This window comes from Paraburkholderia diazotrophica (genome assembly GCF_038900755.1).
Classification (GTDB): Bacteria; Pseudomonadota; Gammaproteobacteria; order Burkholderiales; family Burkholderiaceae; genus Paraburkholderia; species Paraburkholderia diazotrophica_A.
On the sequence record NZ_JBBPEN010000008.1, the window covers coordinates 40,337 to 65,200 of the forward strand.

A 24,864-nucleotide genomic window follows, 5' to 3' on the forward strand; every position below is an offset into this window, starting at 1 on the left:
CGGACATCATCAAGCCCCGCTATCCGCGCTCACGCCCGCGCGAATCGGCTCGACGACAGCATGGCTCTCCTTAGGCAGCGCCCATTCGAGCCAGCGCGCGCGATGCAGCACCACCAGGCCGAATGCAATCGCCGCAAGCATGCCGAACGTCGCAAAGCCCATCTGATAGCTGCCCGTGCTTTCCTTCGCGATGCCCATGATGACGGGCAGATAGAAGCCGCCGATCCCCCCCGCCGCACCGATGATGCCCGACATCAAGCCCGTCTTGCCCTTCCAGCGCTGCGGCACGAGCTGGAACGTCGCGCCGTTGCCGAGACCGAAGCACACATACGTCGCGATCAGCAGCACGATACCCGCCGACAGCGGCGGCATCCAGGCGGCAAACAGGAAGTCGCACAGCGAGATCGCCGCAAGCAGGATCACGAGCGCGCGCACGCCGGAAATGCGATCCGCGACGAGCCCGCCGACGGGCCGCACGAGCGCGCCGATGCACGCGAGCAGCGACATGAAGAGACCTGCTTCGAGACGCGGCATCTGATAGAGCGAGATGAGCAGCGTCGTCACGTACGACGACATGCCGACAAAGCCGCCGAACGTGATGCTGTAAACAAGCATCACGATCCACGTATCGCCCTCGACGAGCACGCTCCGATAATGCTTCGGCAGCACGGCGATCGCGAGAAGCGCGCCGAGCACGGGCAACAGCAGCACGCCCGTCTTGCCCGCGCCGAACACGCCCGAGTGCACGGCAACGACGAGCGCGACGAGACCCACGAGCGTCACGATGAAGCTGCGCAACGCCTGCGAGCCGCTGCCCGTCTTCGGCCCGAGATCCTTCGCCCAGAAAAACAGCGCGACAGCGGCAAGGCCCAGCAGCGGCAGCGCGGCGCCCGCGGCCTTCGCCCAACCGAAGTGATCGGCGAGCGCAGGGAACATGAAGCCGTCGAGCACTGCGCCGATGTTGCCCGCCGCCGCAAGGCCCAGCACGAGGCCCTGCACCTTCGGCGGATAGTTGCTGCCCGCCATCGGCAATGCGACCGCGAAGCTCGCGCCGCCGACGCCGAGAAACACGCCGAGAATCAGCAGCATTGTGTACGACGGCGTGCCGGGCATCAGCAGCAGCACGATCGAAGGAATCGCCGACAGCGCGACGCCCATCAGCGCAACGCGTCTGCCGTCGCAAGCCTGATAGAGATTGCCGAGCGTCACGCGCAGGATCGCCGCGCCGAGCACGGGCACCGCGACGAGAAAGCCCAGTTCCGCGGGCGACATCGCGATGTCCTTGTGAATGAACGGCGCGAGCGGCCCGAACATGACCCACACGGTGAAGCCCGTATCGAAGTACAGGAAGCACGCGAGCAGCGCGCGCCAGTTACCGCTTGCAAGCGAATTCAGCAGGTTTTTCATCGGTCTCTCTCTTTGAACGAAAGCAGGACTGGTGCGTTGGTGATGCAAATAAAACGGTCAGGCGCGTTCGGCGATCCGACTCCGCGCGTAAATGGTTGGAACAGCAACGGATGAAACGCTGCGCGGCGAGTCGCGTCGCGGCGAAGCGTCGCCGTCATCGCCATCGACGACGCTGTAGATCAGCGCGTCCATCTCCTTGATGATGTCGGCGAGCACGGTCGTGATGACGGCGAACTCGCGGCCATACGAGCCCGCGCGCGCCGCCGATATACGCGCATTCAACGCGACGATGTTCGCCTGCATCGAAATGCTCGACAGTTGCTCCGCGATGGCCGCCTGACGGCGTTGCGCGGCGGCTTCGATGCCGCGCATCTCGTGCTGGTACGCGAGCGTGATTTCCTGAAGCAGTTCGAGCAGCGGCGTCGCCTGCGCGACGAGGGCTTCGACATGCGCTTGCGCGGCGTCGTCGCGCGCCTCCACGTGCGCGGCCGTTTGCTCCGTCAGCGCGATAAAGCGTCCCACGCGCTCGTCCGCCTTGCGCGTGCCGAAGTAAAGCTGGCGCAACGCGTCCGAGAACACGCCCGGCAGATGATCGTCGCCGTTTGCGAGCACCGCGTGTGTCGTTGCGAACGTCGCGAGGCATTCGCGCGCGACGGCGAGCGCGGCCATGTCGCCATGCGACGCGAGCAACACGTGCAGCACGATGCGTTGCGAAAGCATCCGCTGACGGCCCGACAGATTGATCAGTTCCCCGATCGTCTGCCCCGATACTTCGATGCGTTGCGTGCAGGTCTGCTCGTTCATCGTGCCGATTGTTTCAAATGAGCGCGTCGGATGCGCGTGTCAAAAGCGCGCGCGTTTCGAGCGCATTTCCAGAGCGCTTCGAAGCGCGTTCCGTTTGCGCAAGAAAAAGCGTCCCGAACCGCACGCATGTGCCGTCGACCGATGCGATCGAGCGATCCTCGCGTTGCGTTTCGGGACGCCGTTGCCCCTGGTCGCCCGCCATGCGAGCGTCCGCAAATAGTCAGAAATCCTTGAAGCCGCCGTTGGCCCCGCGGCCGATAATGCAATAGGTATGCCATCGGCCTTCCCCAGGCCGTCGGCTTGACGTCGAAACGGGTTTCAACAAGCGCTAGCGAAGCGTGCGAGCATCGCCCAATCGGTTGCAGGACAAGGCTTGCGCGCTTTGTTTTATTTTTCTGACGCGCCGCACGTCCCGCCCGTTTTCATTCGCGTATGACAAAAGAAAAGCGCCCTTTGCAGGGCGCCTGCACGCGCCTTCACGAAGCGCGCGGATGCTGTGCCGTGGTGCAGCGCACCACAGCCGTGCGCGATGCGCTACCGCCGTTCGGACCCTGAGACCACGTCGATCCATACGGCCAGCACGAGAATGCCGCCCTTCACGATCATCTGCCAGTACGAGTCGACGTCGAGCATCGACATGCCGTTGTCGAGGCTCGCCATCACGAGCGCGCCGATCAGCGCGCCGTAGACGGTGCCCGAGCCGCCGCGCATCGACGTGCCGCCGATGAAGCACGCCGCGATCGCATCGAGTTCGCCCATCGATCCCGCCGAAGGCGACCCCGCCGCGAGACGCGCGGTGTTGATGAGCCCGCCGAACGCGCACATCAGGCCCATCAGCGCGAAGATAGCGAGCTTCACGCGGTTCGTGTTGATGCCGGACAACCGCGTCGCTTCGAGATTCGAGCCGACCGCATAGATGCGCCGGCCGAACACCGTTTGCGTCGCGATGTACGTGAAGATGCCGAGCAGCGCGAGCAGCAGCAGCACGGGCACGGGAATGCCGCCGTAGCGGTTGAGCGTCGCGACGAACGCGAGCAGGATCAGCCCCGCCGCGACGATCTTCACGCCGTCTTGCCACAGCGGCACGACGCTCAGGTTGTAGTGCTGGCGCTTCTGCCGCTGCCGCACCGTCAACGCGGCGAGCAGCACGAACAGCACGACGGCGAGCGTGTCGCCGGCTATACGCGGCAGATAGCCTTGCCCGATGAACACGAAGTTGTCGGAGACGGGCGCGATCGTCGAACCGCCCGTGATGCCGAGCAGCACACCGCGATACGCGAGCATGCCGCCCAGTCCGACGATGAACGACGGCACGCGCAGATACGTCGACCACCATCCGTTGAAGAGCCCGACGGCGATGCCGAGCACCATCACGACGGGCAGCGTCGCCGCGAGCGGCCAGTGATACGTGACGTCGAGAATCGCCGCGACGCCGCCCAGCAGACCGAGCAGCGAACCGACGGACAGATCGATCTCGCCCGAGATGATGACGAACACCATCCCGCACGCGAGCATCCCGGTGATCGACATCTGCCGCAGCAGATTCGACAGATTGCGCGGCGTGACGAATGCGCCATCGGTCAGAAACGAAAAGAAAATCCAGATGACGGCGACGGCGAGCAGCAGCGCGAGCAGCTTGTAACGCGCGAACAGCAGCTTGATGCGCTGCCCCGACGCGAGTGATGCGCCGTGTTTTGCGTGGCTATCGGTGGAAGTGAGATCAGGAGTCATGCGACGCTCGCCAGTTGAGTGGGGTCGTTGCCTAAGGTGCCATTGTTCCCGGTGTCGTTACCTCCGGCGCCGATGGCCGCCGTGAGAATGTGCTCCTGCGTGAGGCCGTCGTTGGCGAAATCGCCGCGCAACTCGCCCTCGCCGATCACGAGCACGCGATCGCTGACGCCGAGCACCTCCGGCAATTCCGACGACACCATGATGATCGACACGCCGCGCTTCGCGAGCGCGAACATCAACTTGTAGATTTCATACTTCGCGCCGACATCGACGCCGCGTGTCGGCTCGTCGAGAATCAGCACGGACGGATCGGTGAGCAGCATGCGCGTGAGCACCGCTTTCTGCTGGTTGCCGCCCGAAAGACTCGCGATCGACAGCATCGGATGCGCGGCGCGCACCGACAGCCGCTTCATTTCGGTGTTGATCGTGTCGAGTTCCGACGCCGTGTCGATGCGTCCGCCTTTCGCAAAGCGTTGCAGCACCGCGAGCGTGATGTTGTGGCCCACGCCCAGTTGCGGCACGATGCCATGACGCTTGCGGTCCTCGGGCACCATCGCGATGCCGGCGGCGATCGCATCGGCGGGCGTGCGGATCTTGAGGTGCTTGCCGTTCATCCACACTTCGGCTTCGCTGATGCCCGCATACGCGCCGAAAATCGCCTGCATCAGTTCGGTTCGGCCCGCGCCGACCAGCCCCGCGACGCCGAGTATTTCGCCTTTGCGCAACGCAAACGACACGTTGTCGACCCGCTTGCGGTTTGTGTTCGTCACGTCGTAGCACGTGACGTTGCGCGCTTCGAATACCACATCGCCGATATCGTGCGGCTCGCGTGGAAAGAGATTCGTGATCTCGCGCCCGACCATCATCGCGATGATGCGATCGGTGTCGAGCTGCTTCATCGGCTGCGTGCCGACGTGCTTGCCATCGCGTATCACGGTGATCGTGTCGCACACGGCTTCCACTTCGTCGAGCTTGTGCGAGATGTACACGCATGCAACGCCGCGCTGCTTCAGGTCGCGCACGATGTCGAGCAGAATCTTCGTTTCCGCCGCCGTCAGCGACGAAGAAGGTTCGTCGAGAATCAGCAGCCTTGCCTGCTTGTTGAGCGCCTTGGCGATTTCGATCAGTTGCTGATGCCCGCCGCCGTAGTTCATCACCGGCTGCGCGACGTTGATGCCCGTGATGTTCAACTCTCGCAGGAGCGAATCGGCGCGCTGATACATTGCCGCATAGTTCATGCGGCCGCCGGGCAGCGTGATTTCGTTGCCGAGAAAAATGTTCTCGGCCACCGACAGTTGCGGCACCAGCATCAGTTCCTGGTGAATGATGACGATGCCCGCGCGTTCGGTATCGCGGATGTTCTGCGCGACGAGTGGCTTGCCGTCCCAGACGATTTCGCCCGACCATTCGCCGTGCGGATAGACGCCGGACAGAATCTTCATCAGCGTCGATTTGCCTGCGCCGTTTTCACCGCACAGTCCGACGCATTCGCCGGGCGCGACGACCAGATCGATGCCGTCGAGCGCCTTCACTCCGGCAAACGACTTGGCGATGCCGCGCATCTCCAGTAGCGCTTGTGCCATGCGTAATGTCCTGGATGGATGAAAGATGCGCGCGCGCTATCCCGCATGCGGATACGGGAAAGCGCCGCGCCCGCTATCAGTTGCCAGCCAGTTGCGCCTGCGTGTAGAAGCCGTCCTTGATCACGACGTCGACATTGCTCTTCGTGAGGAGCGTCGGTTGCAGCAGAACGGTATCGACCTGCTTCTTGCCGTTGTCGTACTTTGCGTTGAACGCGGGCTTCTCGCCCTTCGCGAGATCGACGGCGAGCTTCGCGGCTTCGCCTGCAATCAGCTTCAGCGGCTTGTAGACGGTCATCGTCTGCGTGCCGGCGATCACGCGCTTGACGGCTGCGAGGTCGGCATCCTGGCCGGACACGGGCACCTTGCCCGCCATCTTCTGCGCGGCGAGCGCCTGGATCGCGCCGCCTGCCGTGCCATCGTTCGACGCGACGATCGCATCGATCTTGTTGTTGTTCGCCGTCAGCGCATCTTCGGTAATGCGCAGCGCCGTTGCCGCGCTCCATTCCGGCACCCACTGCTGGCCGACGATCTTCACGTCGCCGCGATCGATCGCGGGCTTGAGCACCTTCATCTGCCCTTCGCGCAGCATCTTCGCGTTGTTGTCGGTCGGCGCGCCGCCGAGCAGGAAGTAGTTGCCCTTCGGCTGCGCGCTAAAGACGCCCTGCGCCTGCAGTTCGCCCACTTTCTCGTTGTCGAACGAGATATACGCATCGACATCGGCATCGAGAATCAGGCGGTCATATGAGACGACCTTGATGCCTGCCTTGTGCGCTTCGGCAACGACGTTGCCGAGCGTCTTCGAGTTGAACGGCACGATCACGATTACGTCGACGCCGCGCGAGATCAGGTTCTCGATCTGCGAAATCTGCCGCGCTTCGCTCGCATCGGCGGATTGCACGGAGACTTTCGCGCCGAGCTTCGTTGCAGCGGCGACGAAATAGTCGCGATCGCGCGACCAGCGCTCGACGCGCAGATCGTCGATGCAGAAGCCGATCTCGGGCTTGTCCTTGCTCGCGTGCGCGAGCGGCGCCACCATCGTCAGGCCCGCCGCCATCGCGGCGCAAACGAGAGAACTCAATACGGAACGACGCATTGCAGATTTCATGTCTCACTCCATTTAGGGTTGCGTGCGGTATCGAATGCGAGAACTCGAAAACGCCGTCTTAACCTCAAGGGCGCGCCGCGAATACCTGTTCGCGAGCGTCTGTTGTTGTCGAAAGCCGTGCCCCATTTTTATTCGCACGACAGCGTGTGCCGTGCGCGCCGGCGGAGCAATTGCGAAATCTGCCGGCGCTGCTAACGATATTTCGTGTGGCGTGAAGGCCCGGTTAAAAGGCCTGTTTGAAAGGCTTGTTTGAAATGCCTATTCGGCGTGCGAGTAAATCGCCTGATTGACGATGTTCTCCAGATGCTCCTGCTGTCCGCTGACATGGCGCGGCGCGATGTTCCGCTGCACGGCATCGCTTGCAAGCGACTCGAGCGTATAGCCGCCCGTAAGCACCTTGCGTCCGAACTCGCTGTCCCAGCCCGCGTAGCGCTGCCGCTTGAATGCGTCGAGACGATCGTTTTCGACGAGATGCGCGGCGCGCTCCAGCGCGATTGCGATCACATCGATTGCGCCAATATGACCATGCAGCAGGTCTTCAGCATCGATGCTCTGGCGCCGCACTTTCGCATCGAAGTTCATGCCGCCCGTCGTAAAGCCGCCGTTGCGCAAGATCTCGTAGAACGCAAGCGTCAGTTCTTCGACACTATTTGGGAACTGGTCCGTATCCCAACCGTTTTGCGGATCGCCGCGATTTGCATCGACGCTGCCGAAGATCCCGAGCGCAAATGCATTGGCGATTTCATGGTGGAACGAATGGCCCGCGAGCGTCGCATGATTCGCTTCGATGTTCACGCGGATTTCATTCTGCAAACCGAATTGCGTCAGAAAGCCGTGAACGGTAGCGACGTCATAGTCGTATTGATGCTTGGTCGGCTCCTGCGGTTTCGGCTCGATCAGCAGCGCGCCCTTGAAGCCGAGCTTGTGCTTGTGCTCGACGACCATGCTCATGAAACGGCCCAACTGCTCGCGCTCGCGCTTGAGATCGGTGTTGAGCAGCGTGTCGTAGCCTTCGCGGCCGCCCCACAGCACATAGTTCGCGCCGCCAAGCCGATGCGTCGCTTCCAGCGCGTGGAAGACCTGCGTGGCGGCAAACGCGAACACATCGGGATTCGGATTGGTCGCCGCGCCCGCCGCATAGCGCGGATTCGAGAAGAGATTCGCCGTGCCCCACAGCAGCCTGACGCCCGTCTCCTGCTGCTTGCGCGCGAGCACGTCCGTCATTGCCTTGAAGTTGTTCACATACGTGTTGATGCTATCGCCTTCAGGCGCGACGTCGGTGTCATGAAACGTATAGAACGGCGTATCCAGTTTCGAAAACAGCTCGAATGCATGGTCGGCTTTCATATGCGCCTTTTCGAGCGCGTCACCCGAGCGATGCCACGGACGCTCGAACGTCCCCGCTCCGAAAATGTCCGTGCCCGGCCACACGAACGTATGCCAGTAACAGACGGCAAGGCGCAGATGATCTTCCATGCGCTTGCCGAGCACCAGTTTGTTCTTGTCGTAATGGCGGTATGCGAACGGGTTGTCCGTCTGCGGGCCTTCGTAGCGCACAGCGGGCAAATGTTCGAAGTAAGACATGCGCGTCTCCTTGGGTATCGGCCCGGCGTTGCATTGGGCCATGCATGATGTGACGCCATGCTGACGCTTGCCGCTTTGCGCGGCAATTGCGAAATTCGCCAGCGCGCTTGGTGATTCTTGCTGGCGCTTAAAATCCATTGGCGGGCAAGGGAAAGTGACGCCTAGAATAAGCAGAACACTTAAATGTCTGCGCCACGCATCGCTAATGCAGCCGCAAACATAAAAACGCAAGTCCGGAGACAACGTGATGATCAACATAATGAGCGCGCCGCGCCGCAGCATGCGCCAGGAATTTCGATGACACGACAGCACGCCGCTCAACGCACGCACCGGATCGCACTGCTGTTCAATGCGAACAAGGTGTACGACCGCGAGATCATCACGGGAATCGGCAATTACCTGCTGTCGACGCGCGTCGCGTGGGACCTGTTTCTCGAAGAAGATTTCCGCGCACGGCTGAACGGCATCGAGTGTTTCGAAGGCGATGGCTTTATCGCCGACTTCGACGATCCCGCCGTGTGCGATGCATTGGCGAATTCGCGTTTACCCGTCGTTGCAGTGGGCGGATCGTATGAGGACGCGTCGAAGTATCCGGCCAACCTGCCGTACATCGCGACCGACAACATGCAGTTGATGTCGCTCGCGTACAAACATCTGATCGGTGCGGGGCTGCAACGCTTCGCGCTCTACAGCCTGCCCGAATCGCCGACGAACCGCTGGGCCCAGGAGCGCGAACTCGCGTTCGATGCACTGTTGAAGGCGGATGGACTCGAAGGCGACGTGCATCGCGGGCTGCCGACGAGCGCGCCCGTCTGGCACCAGGCCAGCGTGCAACTGACGGAGTGGCTGCAAAGCCTGCCGAAGCCCGTCGGCATCATCGCCGTGACGGATGCGCGCGCGCGTCAGGTGTTGCAGGCATGTCTGATCAGCGGCATTGCGGTGCCCGAGCAGGTGGCGATCATCGGTATCGACAACGATCCGTTGACGCGCTCGCTCACGCGCATTCCGTTGTCGTCGGTCATTCAGGGCACGGAGGAAATGGGCCGCACGGCCGCGCATCTGCTGCACCAGATGCTGGGTGGCGCACGCTTTGCGGGACGCCGCATTCTCGTGCCGCCCGTGGGCATCAACGTGTGCGAATCGACGAAGCACGAGCCGCTAGCAAGCCCCTATGTGATGCGCGCGCGTCACTATATCCGCCAGTACGCGTGCCAGGGCATCAAGACGGAACAGGTCGCCGACTATGTGGGCGTGTCGCGCTCGTCGCTCGAGGACTACTTCCGGCGCGAACTCGGCTGCACCGTGCATCAGGAGATCCTCAAGCACAAGCTCGATGTCGCGAAGCAGTTGCTCGCGCAGCAGGACATGTCGAGCGCGGAAGTCGCGATACGCTGCGGCTTCACTTCGTTGCAGTACATGTATGCCGTGTTTCGCCGCGAACTCGACTGCACGCCGCGCGAGTATCAGGAGCGCATGCAGGCCGGGCAGCAGTCGCGCTCAGCGTCATCGTCGCAAATGCCTTAATCTGGTCTCACATTCCGGTTTCACCTTCGCCTCACCCTCGGGTCTGAACGAGCGATCGACATGAATTTCGCCGACATGCAAAGCACCGATACCTCCACTTCATCCAGCGTGCAGGTCGAACGCTGGGGCACGTTGCCCGGCCTCGGCGACATTCGTCTGTTCACGCTGCGCAACGCGCACGGCATGCGCGCGACGATCAGCGATTTCGGCGCGACGCTCGTCTCGTGGCATGCGCCCGACCGTGCGGGCCGCGTCGCCGATGTGCTGCTCGGCCACGACACGCCCGCCGACTATCTGGCGAGCCACTGGTTTTTCGGTTCGACGATCGGCCGCTGGGCGAACCGCATCGCGCACGGTCGCTTTACGCTCGACGGCGTCACGTATCAACTGGACCGCAACGAAGGCGACAATCTGCTGCATGGCGGCGCAAGCGGCTTTCACAAGGCGCTGTGGACGGCGCGCGAAGTCGACGGCGCGCTCATGTTCTCGCATGAATCGCCGGAAGGCGATGCAGGCTTTCCGGGCGCAGTGACGGCCACCGTCCGCTACGCGCTCGACGACGACGGCGCGCTGACGATCGACTACGATGCGACGACCGACGCGCCCACGCCCATCAGTCTCACGAATCACGCGTACTTCAACCTGTCCGGCGACGCGCTCGCCGATGCGTCCGACATTCGCGGCCACGTGATCTCGATCGATGCGGACGCATTCTTCGCCGTCGACGACGCGATGATCCCCATTGAACGAAAAGACGTCGCGGGCAGCGTGTTCGACTTCCGGGCGGGCGCGCCGATCGGCGCGCGGCTCGACTGGCCCGATGCGCAGCTTGCACGCGCGAGCGGCTTCGACCACTGCTATGTGCTGCGCGATGCGCCCACTACGTTGCGCACGGCAGCCGTGCTCTACGATCCCGCGAGCGGCCGCGAGCTCACCGTATCGACAGACGCACAGGGCATGCAGTTCTACACCGGCAATTTTCTCGCCGGCGTGAAGGGCCGCAACGGAAGGACGTATTGCAAGCACGCGGCGTTGTGCCTCGAAACAGGCGCGTTTCCGAACCAGATCAACATGCCGGACGCGAAAGCCGTCGTGGTGCGGCCCGGCGCGCACTACCGGCACACGACCGTCTATCGGCTCGGCGTCCGTTGACCGCTAGAGCCATCGCACGCGGCTTGCCGTAATCTGTCGAAACATTGACGGTGTTGTAAATCGCGTCCGGCGATTGCGGCGTTCATTACGCCGTGAAATCATAGGCACCCTTAGACGGTCGCTGATTCGATCGACAATCCGATCGCACATCTGATCGTCGAATCCGATTGCCAAATCCGATCTTCGAAACTGATCGTCCAGCCAGCCCACTGCAGCGCCCCATTCATGGGCAACGCGGCCAGCCAGCCATGCCATCGCGTCCTTGCGCCGATGGCTCATCCGTAGCCAAGCACGAAGCCCGTCGCAAGCCTCTCAGGCGACGGCGCGGTTTCGGTTGCGCAGCGGTTCGTATCCGTTGCGGCCGCACGCTGTCTTGCCCCTGGAGCGACCTGTGAATACACGCGAAACCGTCGTCATCGATCCCGCCACGCGCGGCAATATGCAAAACAAAGGTCACGGCAACGGCATGCCACCTGCCGGCTCGCGCCGCATCACGTTCATCAGATGGCTGCGCAAGGTGCATAGCTGGATCGGTTTGTGGGGCGCCGCGCTCGGCCTGCTGATGGGCACAAGCGGCTTTCTGCTGAACCATCGCGCGGGGCCGCTGCGCGTGTCGACGGGCGAGCCGCAAGTCGAGGCGCTACAGGTTCGATTGCCGCAGCCCGCGCCCGAATCGCCACGCGATCTCGCCAAATGGCTCAAGCAGGAACTGAAAGTGCAAGGGAAGCCCGGACGCATGCAGAAGGAACCGGCGCATCCCGTCGCGTGGGGCGATCGCAAGGCCGTCCAGCCCGAGCGCTGGCAGATCTCGTTCGCGACGCCGAACGAGAGCACATCGGCGGAATACTGGGTCGGCAATGACTACGTGAGCGTCAGGCGCAGCGCCAATACGTTCCTCGCGGCACTCACGAATCTGCACAAGGGCGTGGGCCTGAGCGTCGGCTGGGTGCTGCTGATCGACACGTTCGCGGGCGGCGTGATCCTGTTGTCGTTGACGGGCGTGCTGCTGTGGACGCAGTTGAACAAGCGCAGAACGATCGGCGCTGTGCTTGTGCTTGGGTCGATCGTCGCGGCTATCGTCGCGGGGCTCGCTTAACTCGACATTCGCGCTGAATTCGCACCGCGTTCAAACCACAACGCACGTTTGAACAACGAGCGCGATGCACAGCCACGTAGCTGTACATCGCCCTTTTTCTCATCGGAACCTGGCGTTTCGCAGTCCGCGTTCAGCGCTTCGCGCGCTTATCCGCGCAACATCGGCGCACCCATCGGCGCACCCGTGCTACCGCCATCGACGACGATCTCCGCCGCCGTCATCCCCGACGATGCATCCGACGCGAGGAACACAGCCGCCTGCGCGACTTCTTCGGCATCGGCGAGCCGGTTCATCGGGATCATCGGTTTCATTGCGGCTTCCGTGGCGTCGAGCGTCGCGCCCTCGCGGTCGCCGCGCGTCCAGATCGGTGTGCGCGTCGCGCCAGGGATGACCGTGTTCACGCGAATGCCGCGCGTTACCAGCTCGGACGCGAGCACGCGGGCCATGCCGGAGATCGCGGCCTTCGATGCCGAATAAGCCGCCGCGCCAGGACGCCCCATCTCGCGCATCACCGAGCCGTTCAGCACGATCGCGCCGCCCTGGCCCATCAGCGGCACGGCCGCCTGCACCGTCAGGAACACGGCCGTGACGTTGGTGCGCATGATCGATTCGAACTTTTCCGCCGTCGTGCCGCCGACGGGCGTCGCGCCGCTCACGCCCGCATTCGCGAACACGATGTCGAGCTTGCCGAACTTCTCGCCGATCACCTGCATCACTTCATCGATGGCCTTCGGATCGTTCACGTCCGCGCGGATCGGCAGCGCGTTCGGGCCGAGCTCGGCGACGGCTTCGTCGAGCTTCGCCTGGTCGCGACCCGTGATCGCGACGCGCGCGCCCTGCGCGATCAGCAACCGCGCCGTCGCGAAACCAATGCCGCTGTTGCCGCCCGTGACGAGCGCCGTCTTGTTTTCGAATGACATTGCAATTCTCCAGTTAATAGATGAGGCGGACATCCGCCGGCAGCTGCTTTATAATTGCAACTGCAATCTTAAATTAATGATAGTGACCGCAATGAATATGTGTCAAGCGCTTTTTTGGCGTCGGCGTTTGCGTCGCTATCGTTCGGTAGGACGGAACAGCGATGAAAGTAAGCAAGGAAAAGGCGGCGCAGAACCGCGCGGCCCTTGTCGAGACGGCCGCACGGTTGATCCGCGAGCGGGGCATCGACGGAGTCGGCGTGGCCGAGATCGGCAAGGCGGCGGGGCTCACGCACGGCGCGCTGTACGCGCACTTCAAGTCCAAAGAGGCGCTCGCGGCGGAAGCGCTCGCGTACGGCGTGCAGATCAGCCACGAGCGGATGACGGCGCCGCGCGACGGCCATATGCCGAACCTCGGCGAACTGCTCGACAGTTATCTATCGGAGGAAAAACGCGACGACATCGCCAATGGCTGCGCGATGGCGGCCTCGGCGAGCGAGATCGGCCGGCAGGACGAGACAATCAGCGCGCGCTACAGCGAAGGGATCGAGAACATGGTCGGCGTGTTCGAGAAACACCTGCGCGCGCGCAAGGCGAAGGGCAACGCGCGCGAAAAGGCGATTGCGATCACGATGGCGCTGATCGGCGGCATCGCGGCTTCGCGTGCCGTGCTGAAGGCGCAACCGGAACTCGCGAACGAGATTCTGCGCGCGGTGCGGCGCACGGTCGGCGAGATTGCGGGCGAGAAAGCGTGACGGCTACGCGCCGTCTCGCGCTCCCGCATGCGTTGGCGACCAGGGCAACAAACTGCCCTAGCCTTTCGTCGCGCCGAACGTGAGGCCCGCAACAAAGTGCTTCTGCATCGCGAAGAACATCGCGACGGAAGGCAGCGCGGCAAGAATCGACCCGGCCGACACGAGATTCCACGCCGTCGTCCATTGCCCCTTGAGCGCAGCGACGCCCACTGTGATCGGCGCGGCCTCGTCGCCTTGCGTGAGACACAGCGCCCAGAAATAGTCGTTCCAGACGAACGTGAAAACGAGAATCGCCAGCGCGGCGAGCGCGGGACGAATCAACGGCAACACGATGCGAATGAATACGGTCCATTCGCCCGCGCCTTCGATGCGCGCCGCCTCGACCAGTTCATACGGCAACTGCTTGATGAAGTTGCGCAGAAAAAGCGCGCAAAAGCCCGTCTGAAACGACACATGAAAGAGAATGAGCGCGTACAGCGTATTGAAGAGCCCGAGGCTCAGCGACAGGTCGCGCACGGGAATCATCAGGATCTGGATCGGCACGAAGTTGCCCGCGACGAACGTCGCGAAGAGCGTCGTGTTGCCGCGAAAGCGGTAGATCGCGAGCGCGAAGCCCGCCATCGCCGCGAGCGCAATCGAACCGATCACGGAAGGCACCGTGATCAGCACGCTGTTCCAGAAGTAATGCAGCATCGGCGATGTGGTGAGCGCTTCGCGGTAGTTGTCGATGAACGCGATGTGCTTCGGCCAGCCCCAGTAGTTGCCTTCGCTGAGTTCTTCCGTCGAGCGCACCGACGTAATGAGCACCGCGATCATCGGCAGCAGCCAGATCAAAAGCGCAATGGGCAACGACAGTTTGTACAGGCGCCGGTTGAGCGGCTTCCATTTCGCAACGGGCATCGGATACATGATCCGCTCCTTACTGTTCGTGGCGCAGCATGCGGCGCAGGTGATAGACGATATATACGAGCATGATCGCGAACAGCACGACGGCAATCGACGCCGAGTAACCGATGCGGTAGTACTTGATCGCCTGGTCGTACATGTAATACGCGAGCACTGTCGAGCTTTCGAACGGGCCGCCGCCCGTCATCACCGAGATCAGATCGAAACTGCGCAGCGCGCCGATCACCGTCACGACGATCGCCATGAACGTGACGGGACGCAATTGCGGCAGCACCACGTGCCATAGCATCGACCAGCCCTTCGCGCCTTCCATGCGCGCCGCTTCGAGCTGCTCGCTATTGAGCGTCGTGAGGCCCGTCAGATAGAGAATCATGCAGTACGCCGTCTGCGGCCACAGCGCAGCGAAGATGATGCCGAAGGTCGCATAGCGCGCATCGCCGAGCACGGGCACGCCGTGTCCGAGGATCATCGCTAGCAGGCCGAAGGTCGGATCGTAGAACCACGAAAAGATCAGCCCGACGACGACGCCCGACAGCACGAACGGCGCAAAGAACAGCGACTTCACGACGCGCATGCCCGACACGGCCTGGTTCAGATAGAGCGCGACGGCGAGTCCCATCGGCGGCGCGAGCAGGAACAGCACGAGCCAGATCAGGTTGTTCTTCAACGCGGTGTAGAACGTCGGCGCCTGAAACAGCTCAATGTAGTTCGCGAGACCGACGAAGGCCTTGTCGGTCATGCCGTCCCAGTTGTAGAAGCTGAGCCAGATCGACGACAGGATCGGCCAGACGACATACACCGCAACCATGATGCAAGCGGGCGCGAGAAACAGAAAAGCGGCCTTGCGCTGCCGGCGCGCGGAAGGCGACGGACCGCGCCGCCTGCCCGCCGCTCCGGGCGCAGGCGCGGCCTGCGGCGAAGGCGGCGTGGCGTTGATGTCCTGACGTGTGACGGAATGCGACACGACGATGCTCCTCTTCATCCAGGCGGGCTGCTGACTTGCTGCGCGCGCCGGGCGACATGCGCATGCGAACGTCGCCCGGCGCTCCCGCCCTTACTTCTTGTAGATGCGCTTACGCGTCTGTTCGAGTTGCGCGAGAATCGCGTCGAGCTTCGACGGATCGGAGACGAACTGCTGCATGCCCTTCATCCCTTCGTCGGCCATTTCCTTCGTCATGTCGCGATCGTAGAACTGCGCGATGCCGCCCTTCGTGTTCGACAGAATCTGGAAGCCGATCTTCGAAATGGGATCTTCCGGTTCCGGCGACTTGCTGTTCGCCGACAGCGAGCCGAGACCCGCCGCAAGCTTCGCGCCCTGCTCGGGCGATTCGACGAACGCGAGGAACGTGTGCGCATCGGCCTTGTTCTTGGCCTTCGCCGGAATGTGCAGCGACTCGACGGGTCCGTCTTCGGCAGTCGGCACGTTCGAATCGATGATCGGGAACTGGAAGTAGCTGATGTTCGGCTTCACGCTCGCCGGGAAGCCGCCCGTGATGAACGTGCCCATCAGCATCATCGCGGCTTTGCCCTGGAACAGGAACGGTTGCGCCGCGTCCAGATCGTAGGAGAGCGAGTTGTCGATGAAATCGTGATCGTCGAGCAACTGCTTCCACGTCGTGTAGACCTTCTTCACGCGCGGATCGGTATAAGGCACGTCGCCTGCCATCAGCTTCTGATGGAACGCGTTGCCGTTCAGGCGCAGGTCGAGGTAATCGAACCAGCCCGCGAGCGTCCATGCATCGCGGCCGCCCACTGCAAACGGCGTGATGCCCGCGGCCTTCAGCTTCTTGCACGCGTCCATCAACTGATCCCACGTCTTCGGCTCGGACGCGATGCCGGCCTTCTGGAACAGGTCCTTGCGATAGAACAGGCCCCACGAGTAATAGACGGTCGGCGCCGCGTACTGCTTGCCGTTATATGTCGACGATTCTTTCGTCGATGCATACATGCTGTCCCAGCCATTCTTCTTCCAGTCGCCGCTCAGGTCTTCGAACAGGCCGCGCCGCGCGTAGTACGCCATGCGCTCGCCGTTGTGCCAATTGACGACATCGGGTGCGACCGTCGATAGCCAGCCCGGCAATTGCACCTTGTACGCCTCTTCGTCGACGAACGACACCTTCACGTCGATGTCCGGGTGTGCCTTCCTGAAGTCGTCGAGCACCGATTGCCACACCGCGCGCTGGCTTGCGCCCTTGAACGCGATGTTCATCGTCATCGTGCCCGCCTGCGCGACCGTAGTCGTCGCGGCGAGCGACGATACGGTTGCCGCGACGGCGATGGCCATCGTCGCGAACGCGTTGCGCGGTTTGAACTGGCTTGCTGTCATCCTTCGTCTCCTGTCATCTGCGTCTGGTTTTTACGTGCTGGATCACTTGCCTACTCGGTGCGATAAACCGCTACGCCTTGCGGCTCGACTTCACGCGTGCCGATCACGAAGCGCGATACATCGACGCCTTCGATCACGTGTCTTTCGTCTGCATAGTTGAAGACATAGGTGAGCTTGCCGCGCCGGCTGATGCGCACACTGTCACCACACGGCATCGGCGTGAGCCCGGCTTCCGTCGCGATGCGCGCGAACAGCGACTCGGTGAGACGGTCGTCGAACAGGCTCGCGAAGTAATGAACGCGATCGTGCTGCACATACGCAGGATGGCCGTCGGCGAAACGCGCATGCACGGCGAACGTGCGCTCATCGACGGCATCGATCAGGTCGCGCCAGTGACGCGCATAGCCTTCGCGATGCGCTACGCCCTTGGTGTCGAGCCGCACCGGCTCTGTCACATTGGGCCGCATCGATTCGACGCGCCACACGCGGACCGGCAGCAACGATGCGAGCGCACCCGGCGGCAGGTTCGCGGGAATCTGCAGATCGGGCGTCTTTGACCCCGTGCGCGGGCCGAGCACGATCTGCGCGCCCGATGCCGCGAGCCGCGCCGCAAAGTCGGCGGGCACGACGGGCAGCGGCGGCACGACGATCATGCTGTAGCCGTCGAGCGGTGCATCGGCGGAAATCACGTCGACGTCGAAACCCAGCGAGCGCAGCGCCGAGTAGTACTCGAACGCAAAACGCGGATAGTGGAAGTCCGCACCCTGCGGATGAATCTCGAAGAGCCACTTCGCTTCGTAGTCGTAGATCAGCGCGATCTTGCTGCGCACGTCGGCGTTCGCATCCGAATCGGCGGACAGCACGTGCGCTATCTCTTGCGCGACCTTCGCCGCTTCGCTGCCGCCGATATCGAGGCGATTGTCGGGTGTGTTCAGGCCCGCATGCATCTGCTCCTGCGCGAAGGGGGCCTGACGCCATCTGAAGTACGACACGCAGCCCGCGCCATGCGCGAACGCTTCCCAGCTCCACAGACGCACCATGCCCGGCAGCGGCGCGGGATTCCAGTGCGCCCAGTTGACGGGACCGGGCTGCTGCTCCATCACCCAGAACGGCAGCTTCGACATGCCGCGATACACGTCGTGATTGAACGACGCGAAATCGGGATGCCCCGTGCGCAGAAACTTCGCCTTGATCTCCGGCGCGTACCACTGCTCTTCGAGCGCGCCGAGCGGATAGCTGTCCCACGTCGCCAAATCGAGATCGCGCGCGACCTTGTAGTGATCGAACTCCGTGAAGAGCTGCATGAAGTTGTGCGCAACGGGCCGCCCCGGCGAATGCGCGCGAATGATCTCGACCTGCATGCGGTTGTAGCGCGCGACTTCGTCGGAAGCGAAACGCCGATAGTCGAGACGATGCGACGGATGCGCTTCCGTCACCGTCGCAACAGGCGCGTCGATTTCGTCGAAGCTGCGGTACTCCATGCTCCAGAACACGGTGCCCCACGCACGGTTCAACGCGTCGATCGTTCGATAGCGTTCCTTGAGCCACACGCGAAAGCGCGCGACGGCAGCAGGCGAATAGCTGACCACCGTGTTGTGGCAGCCGAACTCGTTATCCGTCTGCCAGTATGCGACGGCGGGATGCTTGCCGTAACGCTCGGCCACGGCCGCGCAGATCGCGCGCGACGCGTCGAAATACGACGGCGAGGAAAAATCGTAGTGTCGTCGCGAGCCAAACGCACGCGGCCGGCCATCGGCGCCAACGGGGAGAATGTCGGGATGACGGTCGATCAGCCACTTCGGCGGCGTCGCAGTGGGCGTGCACATGACCACCTGCAAGCCCGCATTGCCGAGCACGTCGACGGCACGATCGAGCCAGCCCCAATCGTATTCGCCCGGCGCGGGCTCGATACGGCTCCACGCGAACTCCGCGATTCGCACCTGTTCGATGCCGAGCGCTTTCATACGGCGCGCGTCGTCTTCCCACATCGATTCCGGCCAGTGCTCCGGGTAATAGCAGACTCCAAGGCGCATGCGCATGTCCCTTATGCGTAGTGTTCGACGGTGTTGAGCGCCTTCACGGCGAATCCGTCGTCGGTGAAAAGATGGCAGGCGTTGGCGGGCGCCTCGAATACCGCGCGCTCGCCCTGCTCGATGCGGGCGTTGCCGGGCACTTTCGCGATCAGCACGTCGCCGCCGGCTTGTTCGAGATGCGCATAGCTGTGTTCGCCGAGATGCTCGACGAGCGAAACGGCGCGCGTGAGCGTTGCCTCACGTCGTGATACATCGGCCGCGATGAGCCGCAGATGTTCGGGACGCACGCCGAGCGTCACCGGCTGAGCGCCTTGCAGCGTGCTGCCGTCGACGAGAACGCGCACGGTTTCATTCGTGTGATCGAGCGTGACGTCGACGCCTTGCGCGTCGACCGCCGTGACACGTGCAGGCAGAAAATTCATGCGCGGCGAGCCGATGAAGCCCGCGACGAAGCGGCTGCTGGGCCGGTGATACAACTCGAGCGGCGCGCCGATCTGCGCAATGCTGCCGTAACGCTCGGTGTCCTTGCCCGTATGCAGCAGCACGATCTTGTCGGCGAGCGTCATGGCTTCCGTCTGATCGTGCGTCACGTAGACGACGCTCGCCGATGCGAACTGCTTGTGCAGCCGCGCGATTTCGATGCGCGTCTGGCCGCGCAGCGTCGCGTCGAGATTCGAAAGCGGCTCGTCGAACAGAAACACGCCGGGCTCGCGGACGATCGCGCGGCCAATCGCGACGCGTTGCCGCTGCCCGCCCGACAGCGCGCGCGGCTTGCGCTCCAGCAGCGCTTCCAGTTGCAGGATGCGCGCGGCTTCGCGAACCTTGCGGTCGATTTCGTCTTTCGGCTTTTTGGCGAGCTTCAGACCGAAGGCCATGTTCTCGTACACGCTCATGTGCGGAAAGAGCGCATAGGTCTGAAACACCATCGCGACGCCGCGCTCGGCGGCAGGCACGTCGTTGACGATGCGCCCGCCGATCGACAGGTCGCCGTCCGTCACATCTTCGAGCCCCGCGATCATGCGCAGCAGCGTGGACTTGCCACAGCCCGACGGACCGAGGAACACGCAAAACTCGTTCTCGCCGATCTCCAGATCGACGTTGCGGATCACGGGCGCGTTGTCTCCATACGCTTTCTGCACGCCCCTCAAGGAAATGCTCGCCATCGCTTCGACTCCGTGATTTAATCAGCGCGAAGCGGAGATTAAGCGCTTAATCTAAGCGGCCGAAAAAACGCGATCGTGTCGCGATCGCGGGCTCTCCGGCCTCTCCGGCCTCTCCGTTAGCCCTTGCCGAGGGCCGGTCAAGGCTGTCTCCGATCATCGTTCTGGTGTTTCGCGCATGGTGCCCCGCCTTCGTAGCCAATGCAAATGATGAACGCTTGTCCCATATATTGACGCGCAAACATGTCCACACTCAGCGAAGTCGCGCGGCGCGCCGGCGTCACGTCAGCCACGGTCTCGAACGTGCTGCGCAACCGCGGACGCGTCGGCGAGCAGACACGCCAGCGCGTGCTCGAGGCCGTCGAGGCGCTCAACTATCGTCCGCATCTTGCTGCACGCGCGCTGGCCGAAGGGCGCGCGCCCACGATCGCGTTGATGGTGTCGAGCATCGCGAATCCGTTCTATCCCGAGTTCGCGCTTGCCGTCGAACGCGAGGCGCGCAAGAGCGGCCACTTCGTCATCATCTGCAACACGAATGAGGACCCGCACGCGGGCCGCGCGTACCTCGATCAGATTGCAGGCACGCTCTCCGAAGGCGTACTCGTGATGAACGCGAATCTCGACTTCGACGATCTGCACAAGACGCAAGCGCGCGGCGCGCCCGTGGTGCTGTGCATGTGGGAGCGTCCCGACGATCCGCCGGGCTTGCCGTGCATTGCCGTCGACTTTCGTCTTGCAGGCCAGCTAGCCGCGAAGCATCTGATCGAGCTGGGCCATCGGCGCATCGGCGCAATTGTCGGCAGCAAGCCTTCTGGCATTCACGCGTCGCGTCACGAAGGCTTCGTCGATGCGATGCGCGAAGCGGGTCTGAAGGTGCCCGCCAAAAACGTGCGCTACGCGCCCGATACGATTCAAGGCGGCTACACGGCCGCGCGCGATCTGCTGAAGCGCGACGCGAACATGACCGCGATCTTCGCGACGAACGACCTGCCCGCGCTCGGCACCATTCATGCCGCCGCCGATCTCGGGCGCAACGTGCCGCGCGATCTCTCCGTGGTCGGCATCACCGACATCCAGCTTGCGCAGCAATCGCGCCCGCCGCTGACGACCGTCGCCGTGCCGACCGTCGAAGCAGCCGAACTTGCCGTGACGCTGCTGCGCGATCTGATCGAGCGGCCGACGCGCGAGCATGGTGCGCCGCAGAAGGCGCCGCGCATGTGCGTGACGTCGGAGCCACGGCTGATCGTGCGCGGATCGACGCAAGGGCGTTGACGTCGACCACGCATGACGCGCGAGGCAAGCGAAAAACTTACCGCGAAGCGCGGTTCGGTAGCACAACACAAGCAATGAGCGGACAATCGCTACGCAAAAGCAGAAAAATTTTCAGCCATGCCGTCAGTGCTGTGTACGGCGCAGCATCGAAAGGTCATAGCCGAGCGCGCGCACGCGTTCGAGCAGCGCGTGTTGCAGTTCCCCTTCGGGCTTCGCATCACGCGTGAGTATCCATAGATACGCGCCACTCGGCTCGCCGATGATCGACCATCGATAGTCGTCGGCGTGATCGAGCACCCAGTAATCGCCGACGTAGAACGGTCCGAAGAAAGACAGTTTGAGTTTGGCGTTGTCCGAGCCTGGCATCACGCGTGCCTTGCCTCTCGCAATGCGCCGCACGCCGTTTGCGCCGTCGCGGCCCGTGTTGATCACGCTAAGCGAGCCGTCATCGCGCTTCGCATAGTTGGCCGTGACGAAATCGCGGCCCCGTTCGAAGTGATTGTCGTAGCGCGCAAACTCGTACCAGTGCCCCGTGTAGCGGTCCAGATCGACGCTCTTCACAGGCTCGGGCACGCGTGCATTGCCCTTCCTGTTTTTCAACCGGATTGCGTACGTGACGGCAATCCCTAACGTCACCACTGCCACGACGGCTGCGGCGACGATCGCACCGCGCCTGGGGAAACTGCTTTGCTCGATATTGTCGTTGACGCTTCGTTCGACACTCATCGGACATGAACCTCGACTCGATGTCAAAGCCGTTTAGACCTTACGCGAATGAAAAGTTTTCGCCATTACGGGACGAAGAAAGGACAAGGCAGTATCGTCGATTCAACTGCGCACCACCGCGCATGACAGACCAGCGACGCGAATCCGCAATAGCCGCTATCCTTTCTCCTTTGTTGCGCTTTTGTGTTCCCGTCCTGCTGCACATCGCACCACTCCATCACTCATCGTTCCCTTCTCGCGGAGTCGATCATGCAATACCGCAAATTCGGTAACACTGGCCTTACTGTCTCGCGTTTGTGTCTCGGTACGATGACCTTCGGCTTGCAAACCGAAGAAGACGTATCGCGCGGCATTCTCGACAAGGCAACGGACGCCGGCGTGAATTTCATCGATACGGCTGACGTCTATCCGCTCGGGGGCACCGAGGGTGTCGTGGGCCGCACGGAGGAAATCGTCGGGCGCTGGCTCAAGGGCAAGCGCGACCGCTTCATTCTCGCGACGAAAGCCGTCGGCAAGGTTGGCCCGTCGCCGTGGGACCAGGGCGCATCGCGCAAGCATCTGCTCGATGCGATCGATGCGTCGTTGCGGCGTCTCGGCACCGATTACGTCGATCTGTATCAACTGCACTCCGATGACCGCGACACGCCGCTCGACGAAACGCTCGAAGCGCTCGACGTGATCGTGCGCTCGGGCAAGGCGCGTTATATCGGCGTGTCGAACTATCTCACTTACCGGCTCGCGCGCATGCTCGGACGCGCGGACGTGCTGCGCACTGCGCGCTTCGTGTCGGTGCAGCCGCGCTACAACCTGCTGTTCCGGCAGATCGAGCGCGAACTGCTGCCGCTCGCCGATGAAGAAGGTCTCGCCGTGATGCCGTATAACCCGCTCGCAGGCGGACTGCTGACGGGCAAGCATCGTCAAGACGCGAAACCTGCAGAAGGACGCTTCACCGAAACGGTTGGCAAGGCGGGCGCAATGTACTCGGAGCGCTACTGGCACGAGCGCGAGTTCAAGACCATCGACACGCTGCGCGAGATCAATGCGAAAACGGGCGAGCCGATGACGAAGACTGCGATCGCGTGGGTGCTCGCGAATCCCGTCATTACATCGGCGATTATTGGCGCGAGCCGAGTCGATCAGCTGAACGACTCCCTCGCCGCTGCCGACTACACGCTCGACGCCGAACTTAAATCACAGCTCGATCAGGCGACGGTCGAATACCGTTGGGGCGATGCGCCGCGCTAAGCGGAGCGCGTTAGCGTCCGTAGCGCAGCACGGTGCTGCTCGCGGCCAGCACATGATTGTTGATGGCCGCGAGGAACTGATCGTGATTGAGGCCTGGCTGCAGCGCGTCCTGCGAAAGATCTAGCGCATACACCTGTAGCACGTAGTGATGCGGCACATCGCCGACGGGTGGACACGGCCCGTAATAGCCGGGCTTGCCGGTGCGATTGATGCCGCTCACGCTGCCCTCGGGCGCGGACGCGCCATGCGCCATCGACGTCATCGATGCGGGTATTCCGTACAGCACCCAATGGATCACGCCCAGGCCTTTCGCGCCATCGGGATCGAACAGCGTCACCGCGAAACTGCGCGTGCCCGCGGGCACGTTGCGCCACTGCACGGCGGGCGACTGGTTGCCGCCGCCACAATTGTTCGCGCTTGCCGCATGGCTCGAATCGACCGTGCCGCCATCGGGGGTGCCCGGCGACGTGACTTCGAAAGCATCCGCCGCAAGAACCTGCATCGCGCCCGCCGACAACGCGACACACAGCGCCGCGCGCGCCAGCCGTGCATAGGGAAATGTTTTCATCGAACGGCTCCGTTGACCTCGGTGAACGGGCTGCGGCCACGCATTCGCAGCCGCCAAAGCACAAACGGACTACCCTGCCCCATTATTCCGCGACATGACGGTCAGGGCACTTCGCTTCAAGGCATTCGTGCGGCGCGCTATTTGAATGCGCCCGTCTTCCGGTTCGCTTCGGGCAACTGGCGCGACTCGCGCACGGACTTCGCATGCCAGAGCTTCGCCCCGCCTTCGATGCCCGCATCGTTCGACACGATCGCGACATTCGCCGGCAACTCGAACGTGAGTCTCGACGCGTTGCCGCCACCGATCCACAGTTTGTCGTAGTTGACGAGCGAAGCCAGGATGCCGATCACTTTTTCGACACGCCGGTTCCAGCGCTTGTTGCCCGCTTTCTCGCGCGCCGCGTTGCCGATGTACTGGTCATAGGCGCGGCCCTTGCTGACGGGATGATGCGCGAGCTCGAGATGCGGCATCAGCTCGCCGTCGCGAAAGAGCGCGGTGCCCGCGCCGGTGCCGAGCGTCAGCACGAACTCGATGCCGTGCCCTTCGATCGCAGCGAGGCCCTGCATTTCGGCATCGTTGATCATCCGCACGGGCATGCCGCCGACACGCGCAGCAAGCTCGTCCGCAAGCGGAAAACCGCGCCAGCTTTCGTCGCCGATATTCGGCGCGGTCAGAATGCGGTTGTCGCGCACGACGCCGGGAAAGCCGATCGACATCAACGCGGGATGATGCTCGTGGGCGAGCGGCTGCACGAGTGTCGCGAGCATATCGACAAGTTGCTGCGGCGTGCACGGATGCGGCGTCGGCACGCGCACGCGCTCGCTTTTCATGCCGCCCGACGAATCGAGCACGGCCGCCTTCAGTCCCGTGCCACCGACGTCGATCGCGAGTATCCGTTCGTCACCGATTGCTGTCTTTGCTTTGCTCATGGCCAGGTCGTTGTCCTTGGGTCTGTATTTGTCGAGTCAGT

At 62.9% G+C, this 24,864-nt stretch carries 21 protein-coding genes; 6 read left to right on the forward strand and 15 right to left on the reverse strand.

Features of this window, described 5'->3' with window-relative positions; all coding sequences use genetic code 11:
* Nucleotides 1-9: 9 nt before the first annotated feature.
* The 6 genes from AABE10_RS23550 to xylA all read right to left on the reverse strand — a co-directional run bounded on the left by AABE10_RS23550 (nt 10) and on the right by xylA (nt 8,214).
* Nucleotides 10-1,407, reverse strand: a complete 1,398-nt coding sequence (locus AABE10_RS23550; RefSeq protein WP_342935649.1) for an MFS transporter — start codon at nt 1,405-1,407, stop codon at nt 10-12.
* A 57-nt stretch (nt 1,408-1,464) separates the two neighbouring features.
* A complete protein-coding gene (locus AABE10_RS23555; protein WP_342935650.1) occupies nt 1,465-2,211 on the reverse strand; it encodes a type IV pili methyl-accepting chemotaxis transducer N-terminal domain-containing protein in 747 nt (248 codons plus the stop codon).
* A gap of 534 nt (nt 2,212-2,745) precedes the next feature.
* Nucleotides 2,746-3,942, reverse strand: coding sequence for a sugar ABC transporter permease (locus AABE10_RS23560; RefSeq protein ID WP_342935651.1), 1,197 nt, complete (start codon nt 3,940-3,942; stop codon nt 2,746-2,748).
* On the reverse strand, nt 3,939-5,525 hold the full coding sequence (gene xylG, locus AABE10_RS23565; protein WP_342935652.1) for a D-xylose ABC transporter ATP-binding protein: 1,587 nt from the start codon (nt 5,523-5,525) through the stop codon (nt 3,939-3,941). Before xylG ends, AABE10_RS23560 begins: the two co-directional genes overlap by 4 nt.
* Nucleotides 5,526-5,601: 76 nt before the next feature.
* Complete coding sequence (gene xylF / locus AABE10_RS23570) at nt 5,602-6,630, reverse strand: D-xylose ABC transporter substrate-binding protein (protein ID WP_342935653.1); 1,029 nt, start codon at nt 6,628-6,630, stop codon at nt 5,602-5,604.
* 258 nt (nt 6,631-6,888) lie between these two features.
* Nucleotides 6,889-8,214, reverse strand: coding sequence for a xylose isomerase (gene xylA / locus AABE10_RS23575; protein WP_342935654.1), 1,326 nt, complete (start codon nt 8,212-8,214; stop codon nt 6,889-6,891).
* A gap of 297 nt (nt 8,215-8,511) precedes the next feature.
* Between xylA and AABE10_RS23580 the strand changes: the two genes are divergently transcribed.
* From AABE10_RS23580 to AABE10_RS23590, 3 genes are all read left to right on the forward strand, one after another.
* A complete protein-coding gene (locus AABE10_RS23580) occupies nt 8,512-9,738 on the forward strand; it encodes a DNA-binding transcriptional regulator (RefSeq protein ID WP_342935655.1) in 1,227 nt (408 codons plus the stop codon).
* Between the two features lie 60 nt (nt 9,739-9,798).
* On the forward strand, nt 9,799-10,890 hold the full coding sequence (locus AABE10_RS23585) for an aldose epimerase family protein (RefSeq protein ID WP_342935656.1): 1,092 nt from the start codon (nt 9,799-9,801) through the stop codon (nt 10,888-10,890).
* A 439-nt stretch (nt 10,891-11,329) separates the two neighbouring features.
* On the forward strand, nt 11,330-11,986 hold the full coding sequence (locus AABE10_RS23590) for a PepSY-associated TM helix domain-containing protein (RefSeq protein WP_342935921.1): 657 nt from the start codon (nt 11,330-11,332) through the stop codon (nt 11,984-11,986).
* A gap of 146 nt (nt 11,987-12,132) precedes the next feature.
* Here AABE10_RS23590 and AABE10_RS23595 read toward each other — a convergent pair whose 3' ends face one another.
* On the reverse strand, nt 12,133-12,906 hold the full coding sequence (locus tag AABE10_RS23595) for an SDR family oxidoreductase (RefSeq protein WP_342935657.1): 774 nt from the start codon (nt 12,904-12,906) through the stop codon (nt 12,133-12,135).
* Between the two features lie 161 nt (nt 12,907-13,067).
* On the opposite strand from AABE10_RS23595, the gene AABE10_RS23600 reads away from it, so the two are divergent.
* On the forward strand, nt 13,068-13,658 hold the full coding sequence (locus tag AABE10_RS23600; protein ID WP_342935658.1) for a helix-turn-helix domain-containing protein: 591 nt from the start codon (nt 13,068-13,070) through the stop codon (nt 13,656-13,658).
* Between the two features lie 57 nt (nt 13,659-13,715).
* Here AABE10_RS23600 and AABE10_RS23605 read toward each other — a convergent pair whose 3' ends face one another.
* From AABE10_RS23605 to AABE10_RS23625, 5 genes are all read right to left on the reverse strand, one after another.
* Nucleotides 13,716-14,567, reverse strand: coding sequence for a carbohydrate ABC transporter permease (locus AABE10_RS23605; RefSeq protein ID WP_342935659.1), 852 nt, complete (start codon nt 14,565-14,567; stop codon nt 13,716-13,718).
* 10 nt (nt 14,568-14,577) lie between these two features.
* Nucleotides 14,578-15,528, reverse strand: a complete 951-nt coding sequence (locus tag AABE10_RS23610; protein WP_428983379.1) for a carbohydrate ABC transporter permease — start codon at nt 15,526-15,528, stop codon at nt 14,578-14,580.
* A gap of 90 nt (nt 15,529-15,618) precedes the next feature.
* Nucleotides 15,619-16,890 (reverse strand): ABC transporter substrate-binding protein, encoded by a 1,272-nt coding sequence (locus tag AABE10_RS23615; protein ID WP_428983374.1) that lies wholly within the window; start codon nt 16,888-16,890, stop codon nt 15,619-15,621.
* A 50-nt stretch (nt 16,891-16,940) separates the two neighbouring features.
* A complete protein-coding gene (locus tag AABE10_RS23620; RefSeq protein WP_342935661.1) occupies nt 16,941-18,923 on the reverse strand; it encodes a beta-galactosidase in 1,983 nt (660 codons plus the stop codon).
* Between the two features lie 11 nt (nt 18,924-18,934).
* On the reverse strand, nt 18,935-20,086 hold the full coding sequence (locus AABE10_RS23625; RefSeq protein WP_342935662.1) for a sn-glycerol-3-phosphate ABC transporter ATP-binding protein UgpC: 1,152 nt from the start codon (nt 20,084-20,086) through the stop codon (nt 18,935-18,937).
* A 240-nt stretch (nt 20,087-20,326) separates the two neighbouring features.
* On the opposite strand from AABE10_RS23625, the gene AABE10_RS23630 reads away from it, so the two are divergent.
* The gene (locus AABE10_RS23630; RefSeq protein WP_342935663.1) at nt 20,327-21,355 is read left to right on the forward strand and encodes a LacI family DNA-binding transcriptional regulator; all 1,029 of its coding nucleotides are present in this window, start codon (nt 20,327-20,329) and stop codon (nt 21,353-21,355) included.
* Between the two features lie 123 nt (nt 21,356-21,478).
* Here the strand turns inward: AABE10_RS23630 and AABE10_RS23635 are convergent, their stop codons facing one another.
* On the reverse strand, nt 21,479-22,081 hold the full coding sequence (locus AABE10_RS23635; protein ID WP_342935664.1) for a lipocalin family protein: 603 nt from the start codon (nt 22,079-22,081) through the stop codon (nt 21,479-21,481).
* Between the two features lie 249 nt (nt 22,082-22,330).
* Here AABE10_RS23635 and AABE10_RS23640 point away from each other — a divergent pair, with 249 nt between their 5' ends.
* Complete coding sequence (locus AABE10_RS23640; protein ID WP_342935665.1) at nt 22,331-23,326, forward strand: aldo/keto reductase; 996 nt, start codon at nt 22,331-22,333, stop codon at nt 23,324-23,326.
* A 10-nt stretch (nt 23,327-23,336) separates the two neighbouring features.
* Here AABE10_RS23640 and AABE10_RS23645 read toward each other — a convergent pair whose 3' ends face one another.
* Both AABE10_RS23645 and AABE10_RS23650 read right to left on the reverse strand, forming a co-directional pair.
* Nucleotides 23,337-23,828: a YbhB/YbcL family Raf kinase inhibitor-like protein gene (locus tag AABE10_RS23645; protein WP_342935923.1), complete on the reverse strand. Its 492-nt coding sequence runs from the start codon at nt 23,826-23,828 to the stop codon at nt 23,337-23,339.
* A gap of 203 nt (nt 23,829-24,031) precedes the next feature.
* The gene (locus AABE10_RS23650) at nt 24,032-24,823 is read right to left on the reverse strand and encodes an ROK family protein (RefSeq protein ID WP_342935666.1); all 792 of its coding nucleotides are present in this window, start codon (nt 24,821-24,823) and stop codon (nt 24,032-24,034) included.
* Between the last annotated feature and the right edge of the window lie 41 nt (nt 24,824-24,864).

What these genes read in the sequence shown, in the direction of transcription:
- AABE10_RS23550 (WP_342935649.1), bottom strand. Translation starts at nt 1,407, where the DNA reads ATGAAAAACCTGCTGAATTCGCTTGCAAGCGGTAACTGGCGCGCGCTG.
- AABE10_RS23555 (WP_342935650.1), bottom strand. Translation starts at nt 2,211, where the DNA reads ATGAACGAGCAGACCTGCACGCAACGCATCGAAGTATCGGGGCAGACG.
- AABE10_RS23560 (WP_342935651.1), bottom strand. Translation starts at nt 3,942, where the DNA reads ATGACTCCTGATCTCACTTCCACCGATAGCCACGCAAAACACGGCGCA.
- xylG (WP_342935652.1), bottom strand. Translation starts at nt 5,525, where the DNA reads ATGGCACAAGCGCTACTGGAGATGCGCGGCATCGCCAAGTCGTTTGCC.
- xylF (WP_342935653.1), bottom strand. Translation starts at nt 6,630, where the DNA reads ATGAAATCTGCAATGCGTCGTTCCGTATTGAGTTCTCTCGTTTGCGCC.
- xylA (WP_342935654.1), bottom strand. Translation starts at nt 8,214, where the DNA reads ATGTCTTACTTCGAACATTTGCCCGCTGTGCGCTACGAAGGCCCGCAG.
- AABE10_RS23580 (WP_342935655.1), top strand. Translation starts at nt 8,512, where the DNA reads ATGACACGACAGCACGCCGCTCAACGCACGCACCGGATCGCACTGCTG.
- AABE10_RS23585 (WP_342935656.1), top strand. Translation starts at nt 9,799, where the DNA reads ATGAATTTCGCCGACATGCAAAGCACCGATACCTCCACTTCATCCAGC.
- AABE10_RS23590 (WP_342935921.1), top strand. Translation starts at nt 11,330, where the DNA reads ATGCAAAACAAAGGTCACGGCAACGGCATGCCACCTGCCGGCTCGCGC.
- AABE10_RS23595 (WP_342935657.1), bottom strand. Translation starts at nt 12,906, where the DNA reads ATGTCATTCGAAAACAAGACGGCGCTCGTCACGGGCGGCAACAGCGGC.
- AABE10_RS23600 (WP_342935658.1), top strand. Translation starts at nt 13,068, where the DNA reads ATGAAAGTAAGCAAGGAAAAGGCGGCGCAGAACCGCGCGGCCCTTGTC.
- AABE10_RS23605 (WP_342935659.1), bottom strand. Translation starts at nt 14,567, where the DNA reads ATGTATCCGATGCCCGTTGCGAAATGGAAGCCGCTCAACCGGCGCCTG.
- AABE10_RS23615 (WP_428983374.1), bottom strand. Translation starts at nt 16,890, where the DNA reads ATGACAGCAAGCCAGTTCAAACCGCGCAACGCGTTCGCGACGATGGCC.
- AABE10_RS23620 (WP_342935661.1), bottom strand. Translation starts at nt 18,923, where the DNA reads ATGCGCCTTGGAGTCTGCTATTACCCGGAGCACTGGCCGGAATCGATG.
- AABE10_RS23625 (WP_342935662.1), bottom strand. Translation starts at nt 20,086, where the DNA reads ATGGCGAGCATTTCCTTGAGGGGCGTGCAGAAAGCGTATGGAGACAAC.
- AABE10_RS23630 (WP_342935663.1), top strand. Translation starts at nt 20,327, where the DNA reads ATGTCCACACTCAGCGAAGTCGCGCGGCGCGCCGGCGTCACGTCAGCC.
- AABE10_RS23635 (WP_342935664.1), bottom strand. Translation starts at nt 22,081, where the DNA reads ATGAGTGTCGAACGAAGCGTCAACGACAATATCGAGCAAAGCAGTTTC.
- AABE10_RS23640 (WP_342935665.1), top strand. Translation starts at nt 22,331, where the DNA reads ATGCAATACCGCAAATTCGGTAACACTGGCCTTACTGTCTCGCGTTTG.
- AABE10_RS23645 (WP_342935923.1), bottom strand. Translation starts at nt 23,828, where the DNA reads ATGCAGGTTCTTGCGGCGGATGCTTTCGAAGTCACGTCGCCGGGCACC.
- AABE10_RS23650 (WP_342935666.1), bottom strand. Translation starts at nt 24,823, where the DNA reads ATGAGCAAAGCAAAGACAGCAATCGGTGACGAACGGATACTCGCGATC.